Annotated in this window: 14 protein-coding genes; 8 read left to right on the forward strand and 6 right to left on the reverse strand. The window is 59.2% G+C overall.

Translation table 11 applies throughout. The features are described 5' to 3' along the window. Nucleotides 1-20 precede the first annotated feature (20 nt). Nucleotides 21-983, forward strand: a complete 963-nt coding sequence (locus EIY72_RS06795; protein ID WP_093228453.1) for a LysR family transcriptional regulator — start codon at nucleotides 21-23, stop codon at nucleotides 981-983. Here the strand turns inward: EIY72_RS06795 and EIY72_RS06800 are convergent. Beyond that, entirely contained in the window at nucleotides 925-1,134 is a 210-nt protein-coding gene (locus EIY72_RS06800; RefSeq protein ID WP_093228451.1) for a PA3496 family putative envelope integrity protein, read from the reverse strand. The two genes, EIY72_RS06795 and EIY72_RS06800, sit on opposite strands and share 59 nt — an antisense overlap. A 229-nt stretch (nucleotides 1,135-1,363) precedes the next feature. Further along, nucleotides 1,364-2,230, reverse strand: coding sequence for a transcriptional regulator HexR (hexR, locus tag EIY72_RS06805; protein WP_093228448.1), 867 nt, complete (start codon nucleotides 2,228-2,230; stop codon nucleotides 1,364-1,366). Nucleotides 2,231-2,570: 340 nt separating this feature from the next. On the opposite strand from hexR, the gene EIY72_RS06810 reads away from it, so the two are divergent. Further along, nucleotides 2,571-2,885 carry a hypothetical protein gene (locus EIY72_RS06810; protein WP_093228444.1) on the forward strand — a complete coding sequence of 105 codons (315 nt, stop codon included), beginning with the start codon at nucleotides 2,571-2,573 and terminating at the stop codon, nucleotides 2,883-2,885. 61 nt (nucleotides 2,886-2,946) lie between these two features. On the opposite strand, the gene EIY72_RS06815 is transcribed toward EIY72_RS06810, so the two are convergent. Then, entirely contained in the window at nucleotides 2,947-5,814 is a 2,868-nt protein-coding gene (locus tag EIY72_RS06815) for an EAL domain-containing protein (protein ID WP_093228441.1), read from the reverse strand. Between the two features lie 258 nt (nucleotides 5,815-6,072). Between EIY72_RS06815 and uvrD the strand changes: the two genes are divergently transcribed. From uvrD to EIY72_RS06835, 4 genes are all read left to right on the forward strand, one after another. Beyond that, on the forward strand, nucleotides 6,073-8,256 hold the full coding sequence (gene uvrD / locus EIY72_RS06820) for a DNA helicase II (RefSeq protein WP_093228438.1): 2,184 nt from the start codon (nucleotides 6,073-6,075) through the stop codon (nucleotides 8,254-8,256). Nucleotides 8,257-8,392: 136 nt separating this feature from the next. Continuing rightward, nucleotides 8,393-8,833 carry an EamA family transporter gene (locus EIY72_RS06825; protein ID WP_093228434.1) on the forward strand — a complete coding sequence of 147 codons (441 nt, stop codon included), beginning with the start codon at nucleotides 8,393-8,395 and terminating at the stop codon, nucleotides 8,831-8,833. A gap of 179 nt (nucleotides 8,834-9,012) precedes the next feature. Then, nucleotides 9,013-9,891: a Tim44 domain-containing protein gene (locus tag EIY72_RS06830; RefSeq protein ID WP_093228430.1), complete on the forward strand. Its 879-nt coding sequence runs from the start codon at nucleotides 9,013-9,015 to the stop codon at nucleotides 9,889-9,891. A 137-nt stretch (nucleotides 9,892-10,028) separates the two neighbouring features. Further along, nucleotides 10,029-10,436 (forward strand): SMI1/KNR4 family protein, encoded by a 408-nt coding sequence (locus EIY72_RS06835; RefSeq protein WP_014720555.1) that lies wholly within the window; start codon nucleotides 10,029-10,031, stop codon nucleotides 10,434-10,436. Nucleotides 10,437-10,457: 21 nt separating this feature from the next. On the opposite strand, the gene EIY72_RS06840 is transcribed toward EIY72_RS06835, so the two are convergent. Beyond that, nucleotides 10,458-12,221, reverse strand: coding sequence for a cation:proton antiporter (locus EIY72_RS06840; RefSeq protein ID WP_093228427.1), 1,764 nt, complete (start codon nucleotides 12,219-12,221; stop codon nucleotides 10,458-10,460). 286 nt (nucleotides 12,222-12,507) lie between these two features. Between EIY72_RS06840 and EIY72_RS06845 the strand changes: the two genes are divergently transcribed. Continuing rightward, nucleotides 12,508-12,990, forward strand: coding sequence for an acyl-CoA thioesterase (locus tag EIY72_RS06845; RefSeq protein WP_083349923.1), 483 nt, complete (start codon nucleotides 12,508-12,510; stop codon nucleotides 12,988-12,990). 94 nt (nucleotides 12,991-13,084) lie between these two features. On the opposite strand, the gene pdxY is transcribed toward EIY72_RS06845, so the two are convergent. Next, the gene (pdxY, locus tag EIY72_RS06850; RefSeq protein WP_093228425.1) at nucleotides 13,085-13,957 is read right to left on the reverse strand and encodes a pyridoxal kinase PdxY; all 873 of its coding nucleotides are present in this window, start codon (nucleotides 13,955-13,957) and stop codon (nucleotides 13,085-13,087) included. Nucleotides 13,958-14,076: 119 nt separating this feature from the next. Between pdxY and EIY72_RS06855 the strand changes: the two genes are divergently transcribed. Next, nucleotides 14,077-14,490 carry a DUF3301 domain-containing protein gene (locus tag EIY72_RS06855; RefSeq protein ID WP_093228422.1) on the forward strand — a complete coding sequence of 138 codons (414 nt, stop codon included), beginning with the start codon at nucleotides 14,077-14,079 and terminating at the stop codon, nucleotides 14,488-14,490. Nucleotides 14,491-14,494: 4 nt separating this feature from the next. Here EIY72_RS06855 and EIY72_RS06860 read toward each other — a convergent pair whose 3' ends face one another. After that, nucleotides 14,495-15,466 (reverse strand): CobW family GTP-binding protein, encoded by a 972-nt coding sequence (locus EIY72_RS06860; protein ID WP_093228418.1) that lies wholly within the window; start codon nucleotides 15,464-15,466, stop codon nucleotides 14,495-14,497. Nucleotides 15,467-15,474 lie beyond the last annotated feature (8 nt).

Consider the following 15,474-nt stretch of genomic DNA (forward strand, 5'->3'; position numbering starts at 1 on the left):
AGAACAAAAGTGAGTGAATAATGCGTAAGTCATTGATGCGTATGACTTTGCGTCAATTGCAGATCTTCAACGAGGTCTGCGATTTGCGGTCCTATAGCCGTGCGGCCGACGAAATGTCTCTCACACAACCCGCCGTGAGCCTGCAGATTCGCCAGCTTGAAGAGCTGATTGGCCAGCCTTTGTTCGATTATGTCGGCAAAAAACTCTACATGACTGAAGCCGCTGAAGCGTTACAGCGCGCAAGCCGGGACATTTTCGGCCGCCTGGAAAACCTCGACATGCAGCTGTCGGACATGCAGGGCTCGCTGCAAGGGCAGCTGAAACTGGCCATCGAATCCAGCGCCAAGTACTTCGTACCGCACCTGTTCGCGGCCTTCAAGCGCCAGCATCCGGAAGTGAATTTGCAGCTGACGGTGGTCAATCGCGGCCAGGTCATCCGGCGCCTTTCCGACAATCGCGATGACCTGGTGATCATGTCCATGGTGCCCCAGGACATGGGCCTGGAGTTCCTGCCATTCCTGAACAACCCGATCGTCGCCGTCGCACCACCGGATCATCCGTTGTGTCACATGGGGCCTTTGCGCTTGCAGGATCTGGAGCCTTACACTCTGTTGTTGCGTGAGCCTGGCTCAGGTACGCGGTTGGCGTGCGAGGAGTATTTCAAAGAGAAGCGCGTGCACTTCAACCAGACTCAGGAAGTCTCGTCGGCCGAGGCGCAGCGTGAATGTGTCCTGGCAGGCTTGGGCGTTGCGCTGTTGACGCGTCACGCCCTGAACCTTGAGTTGGCCACCGGCGGCTTGATCGAACTGCCAGTCGAGGAACTGCCGCTCTACCGCAGCTGGTGCCTGGTGCAGGCCAAGGCAAAACGCCTGTCACCGGTTGCTCACGCGTTCCTTGCCTTCATCCGCAGTGAACGGATTCAGATCAGCGCCCTGGTTGAGCGTTTCGACGGGAAGCTGCGGGAGATGTCTGCCAGAAGTTGAGTTCCAGCTCAGGGAAATCACCGATTTCTGCCAGCAGTTGACGGCGTTCGCAGCGGTCTTCGATGGCGCGGCGAAATTCCATGCGGCGCTGATCTTCTTGCTGGCGGCGGGTTTTGACAGCGCTGTTGCGTTCTTCGTAAGGCATGGCCATTTCGAGTCTCCCAAGGCGAGTTCAGGAGCTTCAAGATAGGCGCGGGGGATGACGGTTTGGCGGCTCGGTCGTTACAGACTGATGAAGGTTGCGGTGTATTCAAGCACGCCTTCGCGAACAGGCTCGCTCACACAAGGGACCTTCAATGCAATACAAAATCCGCATGCGCCGCCAATCCTGTGGGAGCGAGCTTGCTCGCGATCAAGGTCGGAACGAGCTTGCGATGACCTCAGTCATCCAGCGCTTTTACCGACTTGGGCGACAGGCGCAAGCTGCGCAGGCTGCGCTTGACGCTCTTGAGATGATTGACCAGGCTCGGACCGCGCGCCATCGCCACGCCCATCGCCAGCACGTCGATCACTACCAGGTGAGCGATACGCGAGGTCAGCGGCGTATAGATTTCGGTGTCCTCGTGCACGTCGATCGCAAGGTTGACGGTAGACAACTCGGCCAGCGGCGTCGCGCTTGGGCACAAGGTAATCAACGAAGCGCCACTTTCGCGCACCAGGTTCGCCGTAATCAGCAAATCCTTGGAACGCCCGGACTGGGAAATACAGATCGCCACGTCAGTCGGTTTCAGCGTCACCGCTGACATCGCCTGCATGTGCGGGTCGGAATACGCCGCCGCGGTCAGCAGCAAGCGGAAGAACTTGTGCTGGGCGTCCGCCGCCACCGCACCCGAGGCACCAAAGCCGTAGAACTCGACACGCTGCGCCTGGGACATTAGCGTCACCGCCCTTTGCAGTTCTTGCGGGTCGAGCTTTTCGCGGACCTCCATCAGGGTATGCAGGGTTGTGTCGAAAATTTTCAGGCTGTAATCGGCAACCGAATCGTCTTCATGAATCGCGAACTGCCCGAAACTCGCCCCTGCCGCCAGGCTCTGGGCCAGCTTCAACTTCAGGTCCTGAAAACCGGAACAGCCGATCGCACGGCAAAAACGCACGATGGTCGGCTCGCTGATGCCCACGCTGTGGGCCAGGTCAGCCATGGAGCTGTGCATCACCGCCGCAGGATCAAGCAGCACGTGGTCGGCGACCTTGAGCTCCGACTTGCGTAACAGGTGACGGGACTGGGCGATGTGTTGCAGCAGATTCAAAGGGCTGGACTCTTTGTTATGGGCAGGCGCCGGGGATGTAGCACGCTTGTAGTTATACTACATGAATCGGCTTTTTGCCTGCTCAATGCGTAACCGGATCCCCCTGATTTCAGCAGGCCGCGCTTCATGTAGCACTCACGGCCGCGCTCACCAGGGCCATTGGCCGTCATCTCTGCAATAACTTTGCCCTGATCTGCTTGCATCACCCCACAAACGCGCACAATCACGCCCATCAAAAAAGCTTACAACTTAAATAAAAACCATCCACACGCCCGCTAATTGAATCGATATATTCATCCGGCAGGAATGCAAATTGCCTAAATTACAGGAGTTAATGAATATGAATATTGAAACGAAAGACTGGACTGCACAAATCAACCGTATGCCAGGCGATACCTTTTTTCGCGTACAGGGTACCGTAACTGTTGATCATCCTGGCCTGAAGCCCAGACTGATATTCAGCCCGCTACAAGACAAATCATTCGATTTGCGTCTGATTTTGATCATTGAAGAGTGCCTCGGTATTTATTGGAAAGACAAAACGGACAAGCCTGTTGAATATAAAATAACGGGGGACTCTAACGTCTCGGGAATCAGTATATTTTTCGACGATAAGTTAGTTCACCATATCGATGAGATACTGATTACCCAATGAGGAATTTGCTTCCTGGCTTCCCGCCGAACACACATTGCGAGCGGCGGGACGTTTCCATCGTTTACTCACACTGCTCTCGCAACAGTGCAGCCAACCCATCCGCCTCGACTGGCCGACTGATCAGATACCCCTGCACTTCATCGCAATGCTCTTGCCTGAGAAACGCAAGCTGCTCCTCCCGCTCCACCCCTTCGGCGACGACCTTGAGCGACAACCCATGCGCCATGGCAATGATTGCCCGGGTAATCGCCGCGTCTTCCGTGCCCTCCCCTAGACCACGGATAAACGCCTGATCGATTTTCACGTAGTCCACCGGAATGCGCTTGAGGTAGCTGAGGGACGAATACCCCGTACCGAAATCATCGATAGCCAGTTTCACCCCAAGGTCGCGAAGTTGCTGGAACGTCGCAATGATGTGCTCGACGCTGTCCAGCAACTGGCTTTCAGTGAGTTCCAGTTCCAGAAGTTGTGGTGCCAGTCCGGTTTCCTCCAGCACCTGCCGCACCAGGCTGACCAGTTTGCCCTGGCGTAACTGATGCACTGACAGATTGACCGACACGCGAATCGACTCCAGGCCCTGGCGCTGCCACTCACAGGCCTGCCAGCAGGCTTGGCGCAATACAAACTCGCCAATCGGACCGATCAGCCCGGTTTCCTCCGCCAGCCCGATAAAGTCCCCCGGGGGCACGCGGCCCATGGTCGGGTGGTCCCAACGCACCAGCGCTTCGGCAGCATTCAGCCGACCGGAGGCGAGACACAGCTTGGGCTGGTAGAACACCTTGAGTTGCTTGTCTTCGATGGCCTTGCGCAGCTGGTTTTCCAATTGCAGGCGCTCAAGTGTGCTGGCCTGCAAGCTGTCGGTGTAGAACTGGAAATTGTTGCCGCCCAAATGCTTGGCGTGTTGCATGGCCATGTTCGACTGGCTGACCAGTGTCGACATTTCCCGGGCGTTGTCCGGTAGCAGGCTGATGCCCATGGACGCGCTGACAACCAGTTCATGCCCTTCGACCGTCACCGGCACGCGCAGTTTGGCTGACAACCTTGTGGCGACCCGCGCCAGGCTCGACAGATTGCCGTAACTGTTGAACAGCACGGCGAACTCATCGCCCGACAAGCGAGCGATGGTGTCCGCTTCTGGCAATGCATTGACCAAGCGCCGCGCCACTTTCTGCAATAGCTGGTCGGCGACTTCATGGCCCAGGCTGTCGTTGAGCAGCTTGAAGCGATCCAGATTGATGTGCAGCAGCGCCAGACTGCGATACCCACCCTGCCGTACCCGCTGGTGGGCCTCATTGAGCCGCTCGCGAAACAGCGAACGATTGGCCAGCCCCGTCAGTTCGTCGTAATGGGTCAGATAGCGCATGCGTTCTTCGGATTCGCGCCGGACCGAGAGGTCGGCAAAGAAGCCGACGATGTGGCTGACCTGGCCTCGCGAATCACGCACCGCGTTCAAATGTAGCCATTGCGGGTACATCTCGCCGTTTTTGCGCGTTTCCACCAGTTCGCCCTGCCAACTGCCGTGCTGCTCAAGCGCCTGGTGGATTGCAGCGTAGTGCCGGCGGGCATCGCGACTGCACGGCAGGTCAAGAACACTGCGCCCGAGAATTTCCTCGATCTGGTAGCCGGTCACCCGACTGAAGGCTTGGTTGACGGCGATCAGTGCATAATCGGGGTCGAAGATCACGATACCTTCACTGGCCGCCTCGAACACGGTTGCCGCCAGTTGCTGCTGCTCTTCCAGTGCCTTGCCGATGCTGATGTCGCGACGGGTTCCGACCATGCGCACCACCCGGCCGTTGTCGCGACGCTCGACTGCACGCCCCCGGTCTTCGATCCAGACCCAGTGGCCATCGCCATGACGCACGCGGTACTCGACCTGGTAATCCTCGGTGCGCCCCTTCAGGTGCTCAACCAGCGCCCGACGCAGTACCGGCAGATCCTCGGGGTGTAGCCGCGGCTTGAGATGACGCAGCATGGCCGTCACATACTCGGGCTCAAGACCGAACAGTTCCTTGATATGGGTGTGATGCACTTCATCGGTTTGCAAATTCCAGTCCCACAACCCCAGCTCGCTCGCCTTCAAGGCCAGCGCCAGACGCGCCTCGCTCTTGCTGAGGGCGCCGTTGGCGGCATCCAGTTCGAGACTGCGCTGGGCGACCCGGCTTTCCAGCTCGATCTGGATCTGGCGCAATTCGTCTTCAACCCGACGACGCTGATCGACCTCCCTGGCCAACTGCTGGTTGAGCTGCAGACTGTCGTTTTGCGCTTGCTGCAAATGTTCGATCAGCGCCTGATTCTGAAAGCGTCGCAGCAGGCCGCGGTCGATCAGCCGATTCACCTGCCAGGCCACCACACTCAGTGCCCCCAGCAAAATCAGGCCAAACCAGCCCCAACCATGCTCCTGGGCATCGCCACCCCAGAACATGTAGGCGATGGCCGGCAGCAGGCAAGGCAAGGTAAAAGAAAGAAAGGCCGGGAGGCTGACGGCGTAGGCCACGCTGGCCGACAGGGCAGCGGCACCGATCAGGCCGAATACCCAGGCTTGCTGGATGAAACTGTCAGCGGGTACCAGCGCAATACCTGCACCGGCCAGCGTCAGCCCGGTCAGGCCCGAACCGAGCAGGAACATGCGCAGCCAGATCGGGTTGGCCTGACGATTGGGAATGGCCGAGTCGAAGGCGGCCACCTGAATCACGCGCAAAGCCACCAGGGACAGCAACCAGACCAGCCAGACACTGACCAGAAAGTAGCGCTGTGGGCTCCAGAGTAATCCGGCACAGACCAGGCCGTTGATCAGCATGAACAAGGTCGGCAGCAGCGAGCCCTGATACAGCAGGCGCGTGCGTTCGACCGCCATTTGCGTGGCGTACTGTTTGCGGATAACCCGCGGCTCCACAGTGGGGCCCGACAGGTCAAAGCTGAGGGTCATAGGCGTTGTTCTTGTTCTTATATGGATGAGCATGAGCCCGAAACGTCGACGGAGCATACACAAGCCATTGCCCGGACCAAACTGCTGTTGATCAAAAAATCGCCTGCTTTCGAAAGGCTGGGTGCCTTTGCCAAAGGTTGCAGCCAAGCCCGCTCAACGGCTCCAGCAGGTGACCGACCGGTCGTCCCGGCGATAACTTTCATCGGTTAAAACGAAGCCGGGTTTGCCCGGGGTGACGCCGCCCCCTAGAATGCCCCGATGCGCGATGATCTCTCCCTTCTGCTGAACTCCCTCAACGATGCCCAACGGCAGGCCGTAGCTGCCCCCGTGGGCCGTCAGTTGGTCCTGGCCGGTGCTGGCTCCGGCAAAACCCGAGTGCTGGTGCACCGTATCGCCTGGTTGATCCAGGTCGAGAACGCCTCGCCCCACTCAATCCTGTCGGTGACCTTCACCAACAAGGCCGCTGCCGAGATGCGCCACCGCATCGAGCAGTTGATGGGTATCAACCCGGCCGGCATGTGGGTCGGTACCTTCCACGGCCTGGCGCACCGCCTGCTACGGGCGCACTGGCAAGAAGCCGGCCTGAGCCAGACGTTCCAGATTCTCGACAGCGATGACCAGCAACGCCTGGTCAAGCGGGTGATCCGCGAGCTCGGCCTCGACGAACAACGCTGGCCAGCTCGTCAGGCCCAATGGTTCATCAACGGACAGAAAGACGAAGGCCTGCGTCCCCAGCACATTCAAGCCAGCGGCGATCTGTTCCTGGCGACCATGCGCGGCATCTATGAAGCCTATGAGGCCGCCTGCCTGCGTGCCGGTGTCATCGACTTCTCCGAACTGCTGCTGCGCGCCCTCGACCTGTGGCGCGATCACCCCGGCCTGCTCGCTCACTATCAGAAGCGCTTCCGGCACATTCTGGTGGACGAGTTCCAGGACACCAACGCCGTGCAGTACGCCTGGTTGCGTCTGCTGGCCAAGGGTGGCGACAGCCTGATGGTGGTCGGCGACGACGACCAGTCGATCTACGGCTGGCGTGGCGCGAAAATCGAAAACATCTACCAGTACTCGGAAGACTTCCCGGACGCCGAAACCATTCGCCTGGAACAGAACTACCGCTCCACGGCCGGCATCCTCAAGGCCGCCAACGCCCTGATTGCCAACAACACCGGGCGCCTGGGCAAAGAGTTGTGGACCGACGGCGGCGATGGTGAAGCCATCAATCTCTACGCCGCGTTCAACGAACACGACGAAGCACGCTATGTGGTTGAAACCATCGAAAGCGCGCTGAAAACCGGCTTGTCCCGAAGCGATATCGCAATTTTGTACCGCTCCAACGCCCAATCGCGCGTTCTGGAAGAAGCCTTGCTGCGCGAGCGCATTCCGTATCGCATCTACGGCGGCCAGCGCTTCTTCGAGCGGGCGGAAATCAAGAACGCCATGGCCTATCTGCGCCTGCTGGAAGGCCGTGGCAACGATGCAGCACTGGAACGGGTGATCAACGTGCCGGCTCGCGGCATCGGCGAAAAGACCGTCGAAGCGATTCGCGAGCATGCTCGCCACAGCGATGTGTCCATGTGGGAAGCCATGCGCCAGCTGGTTGCCAACAAAGGCGTTACCGGTCGTGCCGCCAGCGCGCTGGGTGCCTTCGTCGAGCTGATCGAAAACCTCGCCACCAAGTGCATGGAAATGCCCCTGCACCTGATGACGCAGACAGTCATCGAGCAATCGGGGCTGATCGCCTATCACGAAGCGGAGAAAGGCGAAAAAGGCCAGGCACGGGTAGAAAACCTTGAGGAACTGGTCAGTGCCGCGCGCAACTTCGAAAACAGCGAAGAAGACGAAGACCTGACGCCACTGGCTGCTTTCCTCGGTCACGCTTCACTGGAAGCCGGCGATACCCAGGCCGACGAGCACGAAGACAGCATTCAGTTGATGACGCTGCACAGCGCCAAGGGCCTGGAATTCCCTTACGTGTTCCTGGTGGGCATGGAAGAAGGTCTGTTCCCGCACAAGATGAGCCTGGAAGAGCCCGGCCGTCTTGAAGAAGAACGCCGCCTTGCCTACGTGGGTATCACTCGGGCCATGCAGAACCTGGTGATGACCTACGCGGAAACCCGCCGCCTGTATGGCAGCGAGACCTACAACAAGGTGTCGCGTTTCGTACGTGAAGTACCGAAAGGCCTGATCCAGGAAGTGCGGCTGTCCAACAGCGTCAGCCGGCCGTTTGGCGGCAACCAGACCATGAGTGGCAGCAACCTGTTCAGCGGCAGCGAGATCCCGCAGACCGGCTTCAGCCTGGGCCAGACCGTGCGCCACTCGATCTTCGGCGACGGTGTGATCCTCAACTTCGAAGGTGCCGGAGCGCAGGCCCGGGTGCAGGTGAACTTCAGCGAAGGCAGCAAGTGGTTGATGCTGGGGTATGCCAAGCTGGAAGCGATCTAGGGACACTTGGGTTGCTGTTCTGTGGGGGCTAGCCTGCTAGCGATGGCAGCACCACGGTATTTCAGAAATACCGCATCATCGTTCATCGCGAGCAGGCTCGCTCCCACAGGTTGATCTGACGGAAGGCATCAAAATCATGGGCTCAGGCTTTTTTTCCTCTTGGACATTCTGGGCCCTGCTTTCGGCGATGTTCGCGGCAATGACCGCGATTTTCGCCAAAGTCGGCATTGAAAACGTCAACTCCGACTTCGCCACCCTGCTGCGTACCATCGTAGTTCTGGTCAGCCTGGCCTTGATTTTGTACGCCACGGGCCAATATCAGTCTTTAGGATCGATCTCTGCCAGGAGCTACCTGTTCCTCTTGTTGTCCGGTCTGGCCACGGGCGCCTCGTGGATCTGCTACTTCCGCGCGCTCAAGGTCGGTCCGGCTTCACTGGTGGCCCCGGTGGACAAGCTCAGCGTGGTGCTGGTGGCGATTCTGGGCGTCGTTCTGCTGGGAGAGAAACTCGACCTGCGCCAATGGGGCGGAATCGGTCTGATCACCGCCGGCGTCGTCATGCTGGCATTGCGTCGCTAGGTATCTTTCCTACAACGACTATCCACTCATCTTACCGCTCAAATGTAACAGGCCTTATTGCGCTGGCTGAAGCTGAATGCAACCTGTCAGGCAAAAGCCCGAAACACTCTGCCGCTAGCCAGTATCAGTTCAGCTGTGCAACATGGCGCGCGTGCCCTCCACAAATGGGAATTCCCTTTATGAAACGTTTTCTTAGCATCGCCATGGCGTTGTGCATCGGCCTGACGATGAGTCTCGACGTCAATGCCGCCAAGCGCTTTGGTGGTGGCAAAAGCGCCGGCGCTGCGCCGACGCACCAGACCAGCCAGATGGCTCCTTCTTCTCCAGGCATGGGCGGCGCGGCGGCGACCGCTGGTGCTGCCGGTGCCGCAGGCGCCGCTGCCAAGGCTGGCGGTGCTTCGAAATGGCTCGGCCCTCTGGCCGGTATCGCCGCCGGTGGCCTGCTCGCCTCCATGTTCATGGGCGGCGGCTTCCAGGGCATGCAGATCTTCGACATCCTGATCATGGCGGTCATCGCCTTCCTGATCTTCCGCTTCATCGCCGCACGTCGTCGCAAGCAGCAGGAGCAGTACGCTCCAGCCGGCCATGCACCGATGCAGCGTGAAGTGTTCGAGCACAAGCCTGCCGGTGGCTCGATCTTCGGTGGTTCGGCTGCACCTGTGGCCGCCCGTCCGGTCATCAATGCCCCGTCCTGGTTCAACGAGCGCAACTTCGTCGAAGCCGCGCGCAACCACTTCCAGTCCCTGCAGCAGCATTGGGACGCCAACGAAATGGACAAGATTGCCGAGTTCGTTACCCCGCAAATGCTCGAGTTCCTCAAGCGTGAACGCGCTGAACTGGGCGATGCTTTCCAGTCCACGTACATCGATAACCTCAATGTACAGCTGGACGGCGTGGACGATCGTGCGGACAAGACCATCGCCACCCTGACATTCACCGGTGTGTCGAAAAACTCCCGTTTCGACCAAGGCGAAGCCTTCAGCGAAAGCTGGAACATGGAACGTGCCCAGGGCGAAAACCAGCCTTGGCTGGTGGCCGGTATCCGCCAGAACGGCTGATCCTCTGCTACGTTTCATCGGTTGTATTAAAACCCCGGCCTCGGCCGGGGTTTTCTATTTCGCGGTTGCATCTATAGCAAGCTACTGTATAAACCGCCCCATATAAACCGCGCCAAACAAGCAAGAGGATCCCGGACGTGGAAGAAATCATCGAACAACTGCGTGAAGCCAACGAACCGGTACCGGTCCCCTTGGAGCTGCCTGACGAAGACCTGCTGGTCGAAATCGAAGAACAACTGTTCATCGATATCCCATTCGTCTTCCGTGAATTCCTGCTGACCGTCAGTGATGTGGTCTATGGCAGCCTGGAGCCAGTGACCGTCACCGATCCGCAATCCCATACCTACCTGCCGGATGTAGCCGCCAATGCCTGGGATGCCGGTGTTGATCGCAGCCTGATTCCGATCTGCCAGGACGGCGACGATTACTACTGCGTCGAAGAAGACGGTACCGTGGTGTTGTGGTCCGCCGAAGAAGAACTGGTCACAGAAGAAACCTGGGAGTCCGTCTGGCACTGGGCGCGGGACGTCTGGCTGGAAAGCTGATCCAGCCAGCGCCGCGGGTGGTCAATGGCCGGATGACTCCTTGTGGTTGTCCAGGGTTTCCAGCAATGCCACCTGCATCCGCGTGTGCACGCGGATGAACCAACGCCACAGCAGCGCCGCCACGGCGGCCGCGACCACGGCGATCAGCACCAGCAACTTGTTGGTCGGGAGAATACTGGCCGACAAGGCTGCCAGCAGCACGAAGATCACCAGCAGCGATAGAATCGGTATCACTTCGGCAATCACACGCCTCACTCGCTGGGTGTGGCGCCCGGCCATTTCCGGTTTCACACCCATCTCTGCCAGCAGCATCGATAGCGCCTTGAGCTTGCGGTAGGCGGCAATCAGGAATGGCAGTGACAGCAGCAGCGCTCCACCCCAGATCAATGCTTTCTGCCAGCTCGGGTCGTTGATCCAGTCCTGCAGATAAGCGGACATACGCTCAGCGAAGAACGCGCCGGAGAAAAAGATGGCAATCACCAGCGCCAGATTGACGCCCACCTGCAGCAGGATTCGCCGAATCAACGAGGCCAGCATCGCGCCTTGTCCTTGAGGCTGGATGCTGCGCAGCCACTCTCCGTACATCCCCAGCACGCGCCCCAGGCGCTCGGGCATGACTGCGGCCAGTTTCATCGACAACGGATCGGCGGCACGTATCAGATACGGTGTCAGCAGCGTGGTAATCACCGATACCGCCACCGCCACCGGGTAAAGAAAGTTGCTGGTGACCTGCAGGGTCATGCCCAGCGCGGCGATGATGAATGAAAATTCGCCGATCTGCGAAAGCCCCATCCCCACCCGCAAAGAGGTACGGCCATCGTTGCCAGCGATAAAGGCACCGAGACCGCAGGAGAGCATTTTGCCGAGCACCACGGCCACCGTGATCACCGCGATCGGCCAGGCATATTCGAGCAGGATCTTCGGATCGAGCATCAGCCCGATGGCGACAAAGAAAATAGCACTGAACAAGTCGCGAACAGGCTCGATCAAGCGCTCAATCTTCAGCAGTTGTCGCGATTCTGCCATGATCGCGCCAATCAGGAAGGCACCCAGCACCATGCTGTATTCCAGCTTGACCACCAGCAGACAGAAGCCGAAACACAAACCCAGCACCGTGATCAGCAGCATCTCATTGCTTTCGAATTTAGCCACGTAGGCCAGCAGCCTCGGCACCATCAATATGCCGATGACCAGCGCCACGATCATGAACAACGACAGCTTGCCGACTGTGGAAAATACTTCCCCGGAACTGACCGTCCCGCTGACCGCAATGCTGGACAGCAAGGCAATGATGCCGATGCCAAGGATGTCTTCAACGATCAACACGCCGAATATCAATTGGGCAAAACGCTCATTCTTCAACTTCAGGTCGTTGAGCGCCTTGACGATGATGGTGGTCGAGGAGATCGCCAGAATGGCGCCGAGGAACAATGAATCCATGGTGTTCCAGTCAAACCAGCGGCCAATCTCGTAGCCGATCCAGATCATCAGCACGATTTCCAGGAATGCCGCGATAAACGCCGTGGCCCCGACCTTGAACAGCTTGCGCAGACTGAACTCCAGCCCAAGGCAGAACATCAGGAAGATCACCCCCAGTTCGGCAAGGGTCTTGATGGTCTGTTCGTCGTGGATCAGGCCAAACGGTGGCGTGTGCGGGCCAATGATGAAACCGGCGACGATGTACCCCAGCACCACAGGCTGCCTGAGTCGATGGAACACCACCGTCACCACGCCTGCGATCAACATGATCACTGCCAGATCCTGAATGAAACTGATGGCATGCATGGCGTAGGGCTCCCTTGAGGACGAAGCTCGATGAAAGGACGGAGGAAACGCCCGATCGAGTCGGTTGGATATTCGCGAAGTGCGCAGGACTGGCCCTTCTTGACCGGGCTTTTCGAAGGGTAACACCGCGACTTCCGGCAGAAATGCGGTGCAATATATGGAAACAGATCGATCCGGCGTGACGGCGACGACGCGCCTGGCGTCCCGATAACTGTTGGTTTGGAAAAACCGCCGAGGCACCCGTAGAGGTGCACCCTCAATCCTTGCCCTGACCCGTGAGATCGCTATGGAACCCGGAAACGCCCAACTGTCGATGACGGTACTGATGACCCCCGACATGGCCAATTTTTCTGGCAATGTCCACGGCGGCACCCTGCTCAAGTACCTCGACGAAGTCGCCTACGCCTGCGCCAGCCGTTATGCCGGTCGCTACGTGGTCACGCTGTCGGTGGACCAGGTGATTTTCCGCGAGCCGATCCATGTCGGCGAACTGGTGACCTTCCTGGCGTCGGTGAACTACACCGGCAACACTTCGATGGAAGTCGGCATCAAGGTCGTGACGGAAAACATCCGCGAGCGCTCGGTGCGCCACACCAATAGCTGCTTCTTCACCATGGTCGCGGTCGACGACCAGCGCAAACCGGCGCCGGTACCGCCGCTGCAACCGCAAAACAGCGAAGACAAACGCCGCTACATTCAGGCCCAGCAACGCCGGCAGATTCGTCAGGAGCTGGAAAAGCGTTATCAGGAGATCAAGGGCGACGCATGAGGCTGAAGATTTTCAGCGCTCTTGAGTACGTCATCGCGAGCAGGTCGCACGGTTGCTCCCAAAGGGCCTGCTCGCGAATGGATTCAGCGCTGAATCAAAGGCTGATCGAAGTCGCCTCGAACCGCACCCGCGGATGGGCAATCCGGTCCTGGGCGCGCACCAGCTCCAGTTCATAACTGGCGCAAGCCTGGGTTTCCAGCAGCACCTCATGCACCGCCGACGCGGTAAATTCGAACGCCGCCACCAGGCTGTCGCCCAGCAGAATACGCGCCAGGAACAAGCCTGAGGTGAGATCGCCCACGCCCACCGGCTGACGTGGAAACGCCAGCAAGGGGCGCTGTAAATGCCAACTGCCTTCGGCCGTCACCAACAGCATTTCGAAGACCTCTGCCGACTTGCCCGGATAGTCGAGATGCTTGACCAGCACAGCCTTCGGACCCCGCGCCAACAGGGCGCGCGCCATGGCCAGACAGTCGAACAGCGACTGCGGTTTGCGCCCGGAGAAACTGTCGAGCTCAAGTTGATTCGGGCACATGAAGTCCGCCACCGCAGCGGCCTCTTCCAACAGAAAGTCACTGACTTCGGCTGGCACGCTGCAACCCTTTTCCGGATGTCCCATCACTGGATCACACAGATACAACGCCTTTGGATTCATCGCCTTGATCCGCGCCACGCCCGTCAGTATCGCCCGGCCCTGGGCCGCGCTGCCGAGGTACCCGGACAGCACCGCGTCACAATTACCCAACTCGCCGATGGCAGCGATGCCCTCGACCAGCTCGGGGATCTGCTGCGGCGCCAACACTTCACCGGCCCACTGGCCATACTGGGTGTGGTTGGAGAACTGCACGGTGTTGAGCGGCCAGACATTCACCCCGACGCGTTGCATCGGGAAAACCGCGGCACTGTTGCCGGCGTGACCAAACACCACGTGGGACTGGATAGCGAGCAGATGCGGTGTACGTTTCATGCGCTGAGTTTCCGTAAAACGATTGAAATTCCAGTCGCGCAGTATGCGACTAAACACAGCCTGTACGACAGACCGGCGACACAGTTAAGCTGGCACCCTCTAGTTGGAGCACCCTGTTGATGCTGACCCTCGGAAATATCTTCGTGCTGATGCTGTTCGCCACTGCCGGCGCGTGGTTATGGCACAACCATGGCTTGCGCGAGCGAGCGCTGGAACGGGTCAAGCAGCATTGCAGCAAGCTCGGCGTCGAGCTGCTGGACGGCAACGTAGCACTGAAAAAGATCGCCTTCATCAAAGACGCCCGCGGTCGTCGGCGCCTTGCCCGGGTGTACAACTTCGAATTCACCGTGACCGGGGAAACCCGTCACAACGGCACCATCACCCAGTTCGGTGCGCACAGTGCGCACATCGAGCTCGCGCCCTACCCGGTTCCCCATGACGAAACCGAACCTGTGGTTGAGGTGACCAAACCTCGGGCCGAGGTGATCGAGCTGAGCCAATGGCGTCAGGACCACACTAAATGGCGCCCGTGAGACGCTAATTCGACTCAGCGCGGCATTGCGCCAGGCCGCTTTGCAGGCTGTCGACTGATTGGGGCTCGTTGAATATCAGTTCGATCCGCGAATCCTGTCGCCACTCACTGGTCTGCCAAGCCAACACCGAGTTATCCACCGCGTTCGTCGATACCCATCCGTCAGCGCTGTGGATAACCAGCTTCGCCCGCTTCCAGCTTTGACCCGTAAGCCACTGGGTCACCCGAGCAACCTCAAATACTTGCGAAGGATGCCAGCGCCAGCCGATGCTCCAACCACCGTCCTGCTGTTGACTCAAACAGATCGGCAGCGCCGGATCTGTCCAAACCGCCGGCATCTGCGCCAACCCCTTGGGCACAACGAAGTTATCCACACCTGGCTGCGCCTGCGCGTCAAACCCCGGCAACTCGTCCAATGGCATAACGGCCTGCTGCGTCCAGTACAGGGGGCGGGATGGCAATTGCGCTGCAATTTTCTGGCGAGCCCGCTCATCGAGATCTTCAGCCTTGTTGAGCAGCAGCAATCCCGCATGGCCCAGCGCTTCCTGCTGCGAGGCAGGCAGAGCCTTGTCCGCCGCCAGTGCCTGGGCATCCAGAACCAATACGCAGGGTTGAACGGCCAGCACCCCTTGCCACGGTGACTGACTCAACTGGCGAAGCAACTGTGCCGGATGCCCGAGCCCTGACGGTTCGATGAACAACCGATCCGGTTTTGCCTTACGCAGCAAACGCCCCAGGCCAATCTGGAACGGCGCGCCATTGACGCAACACAGGCAACCTCCGGCCACTTCGCCGAGGGCAATGCCGTCCGCGTCTTGTGCCAGCAACGCAGCATCGAGACCGATCAGGCCGAATTCGTTGATCAATACCGCCCAGCGCTCGCCTTCTGGGCGTTGGGCGAGCAGATGCTTGATCAGGCTGGTCTTGCCGGCGCCGAGCGGCCCGGCAATCAGGTGGGTGGGGATGTTCTGCAACATGGTTGATG

The sequence above is a fragment of the Pseudomonas vancouverensis genome (genome assembly GCF_004348895.1).
Lineage (GTDB): Bacteria > Pseudomonadota > Gammaproteobacteria > Pseudomonadales > Pseudomonadaceae > Aquipseudomonas > Aquipseudomonas vancouverensis.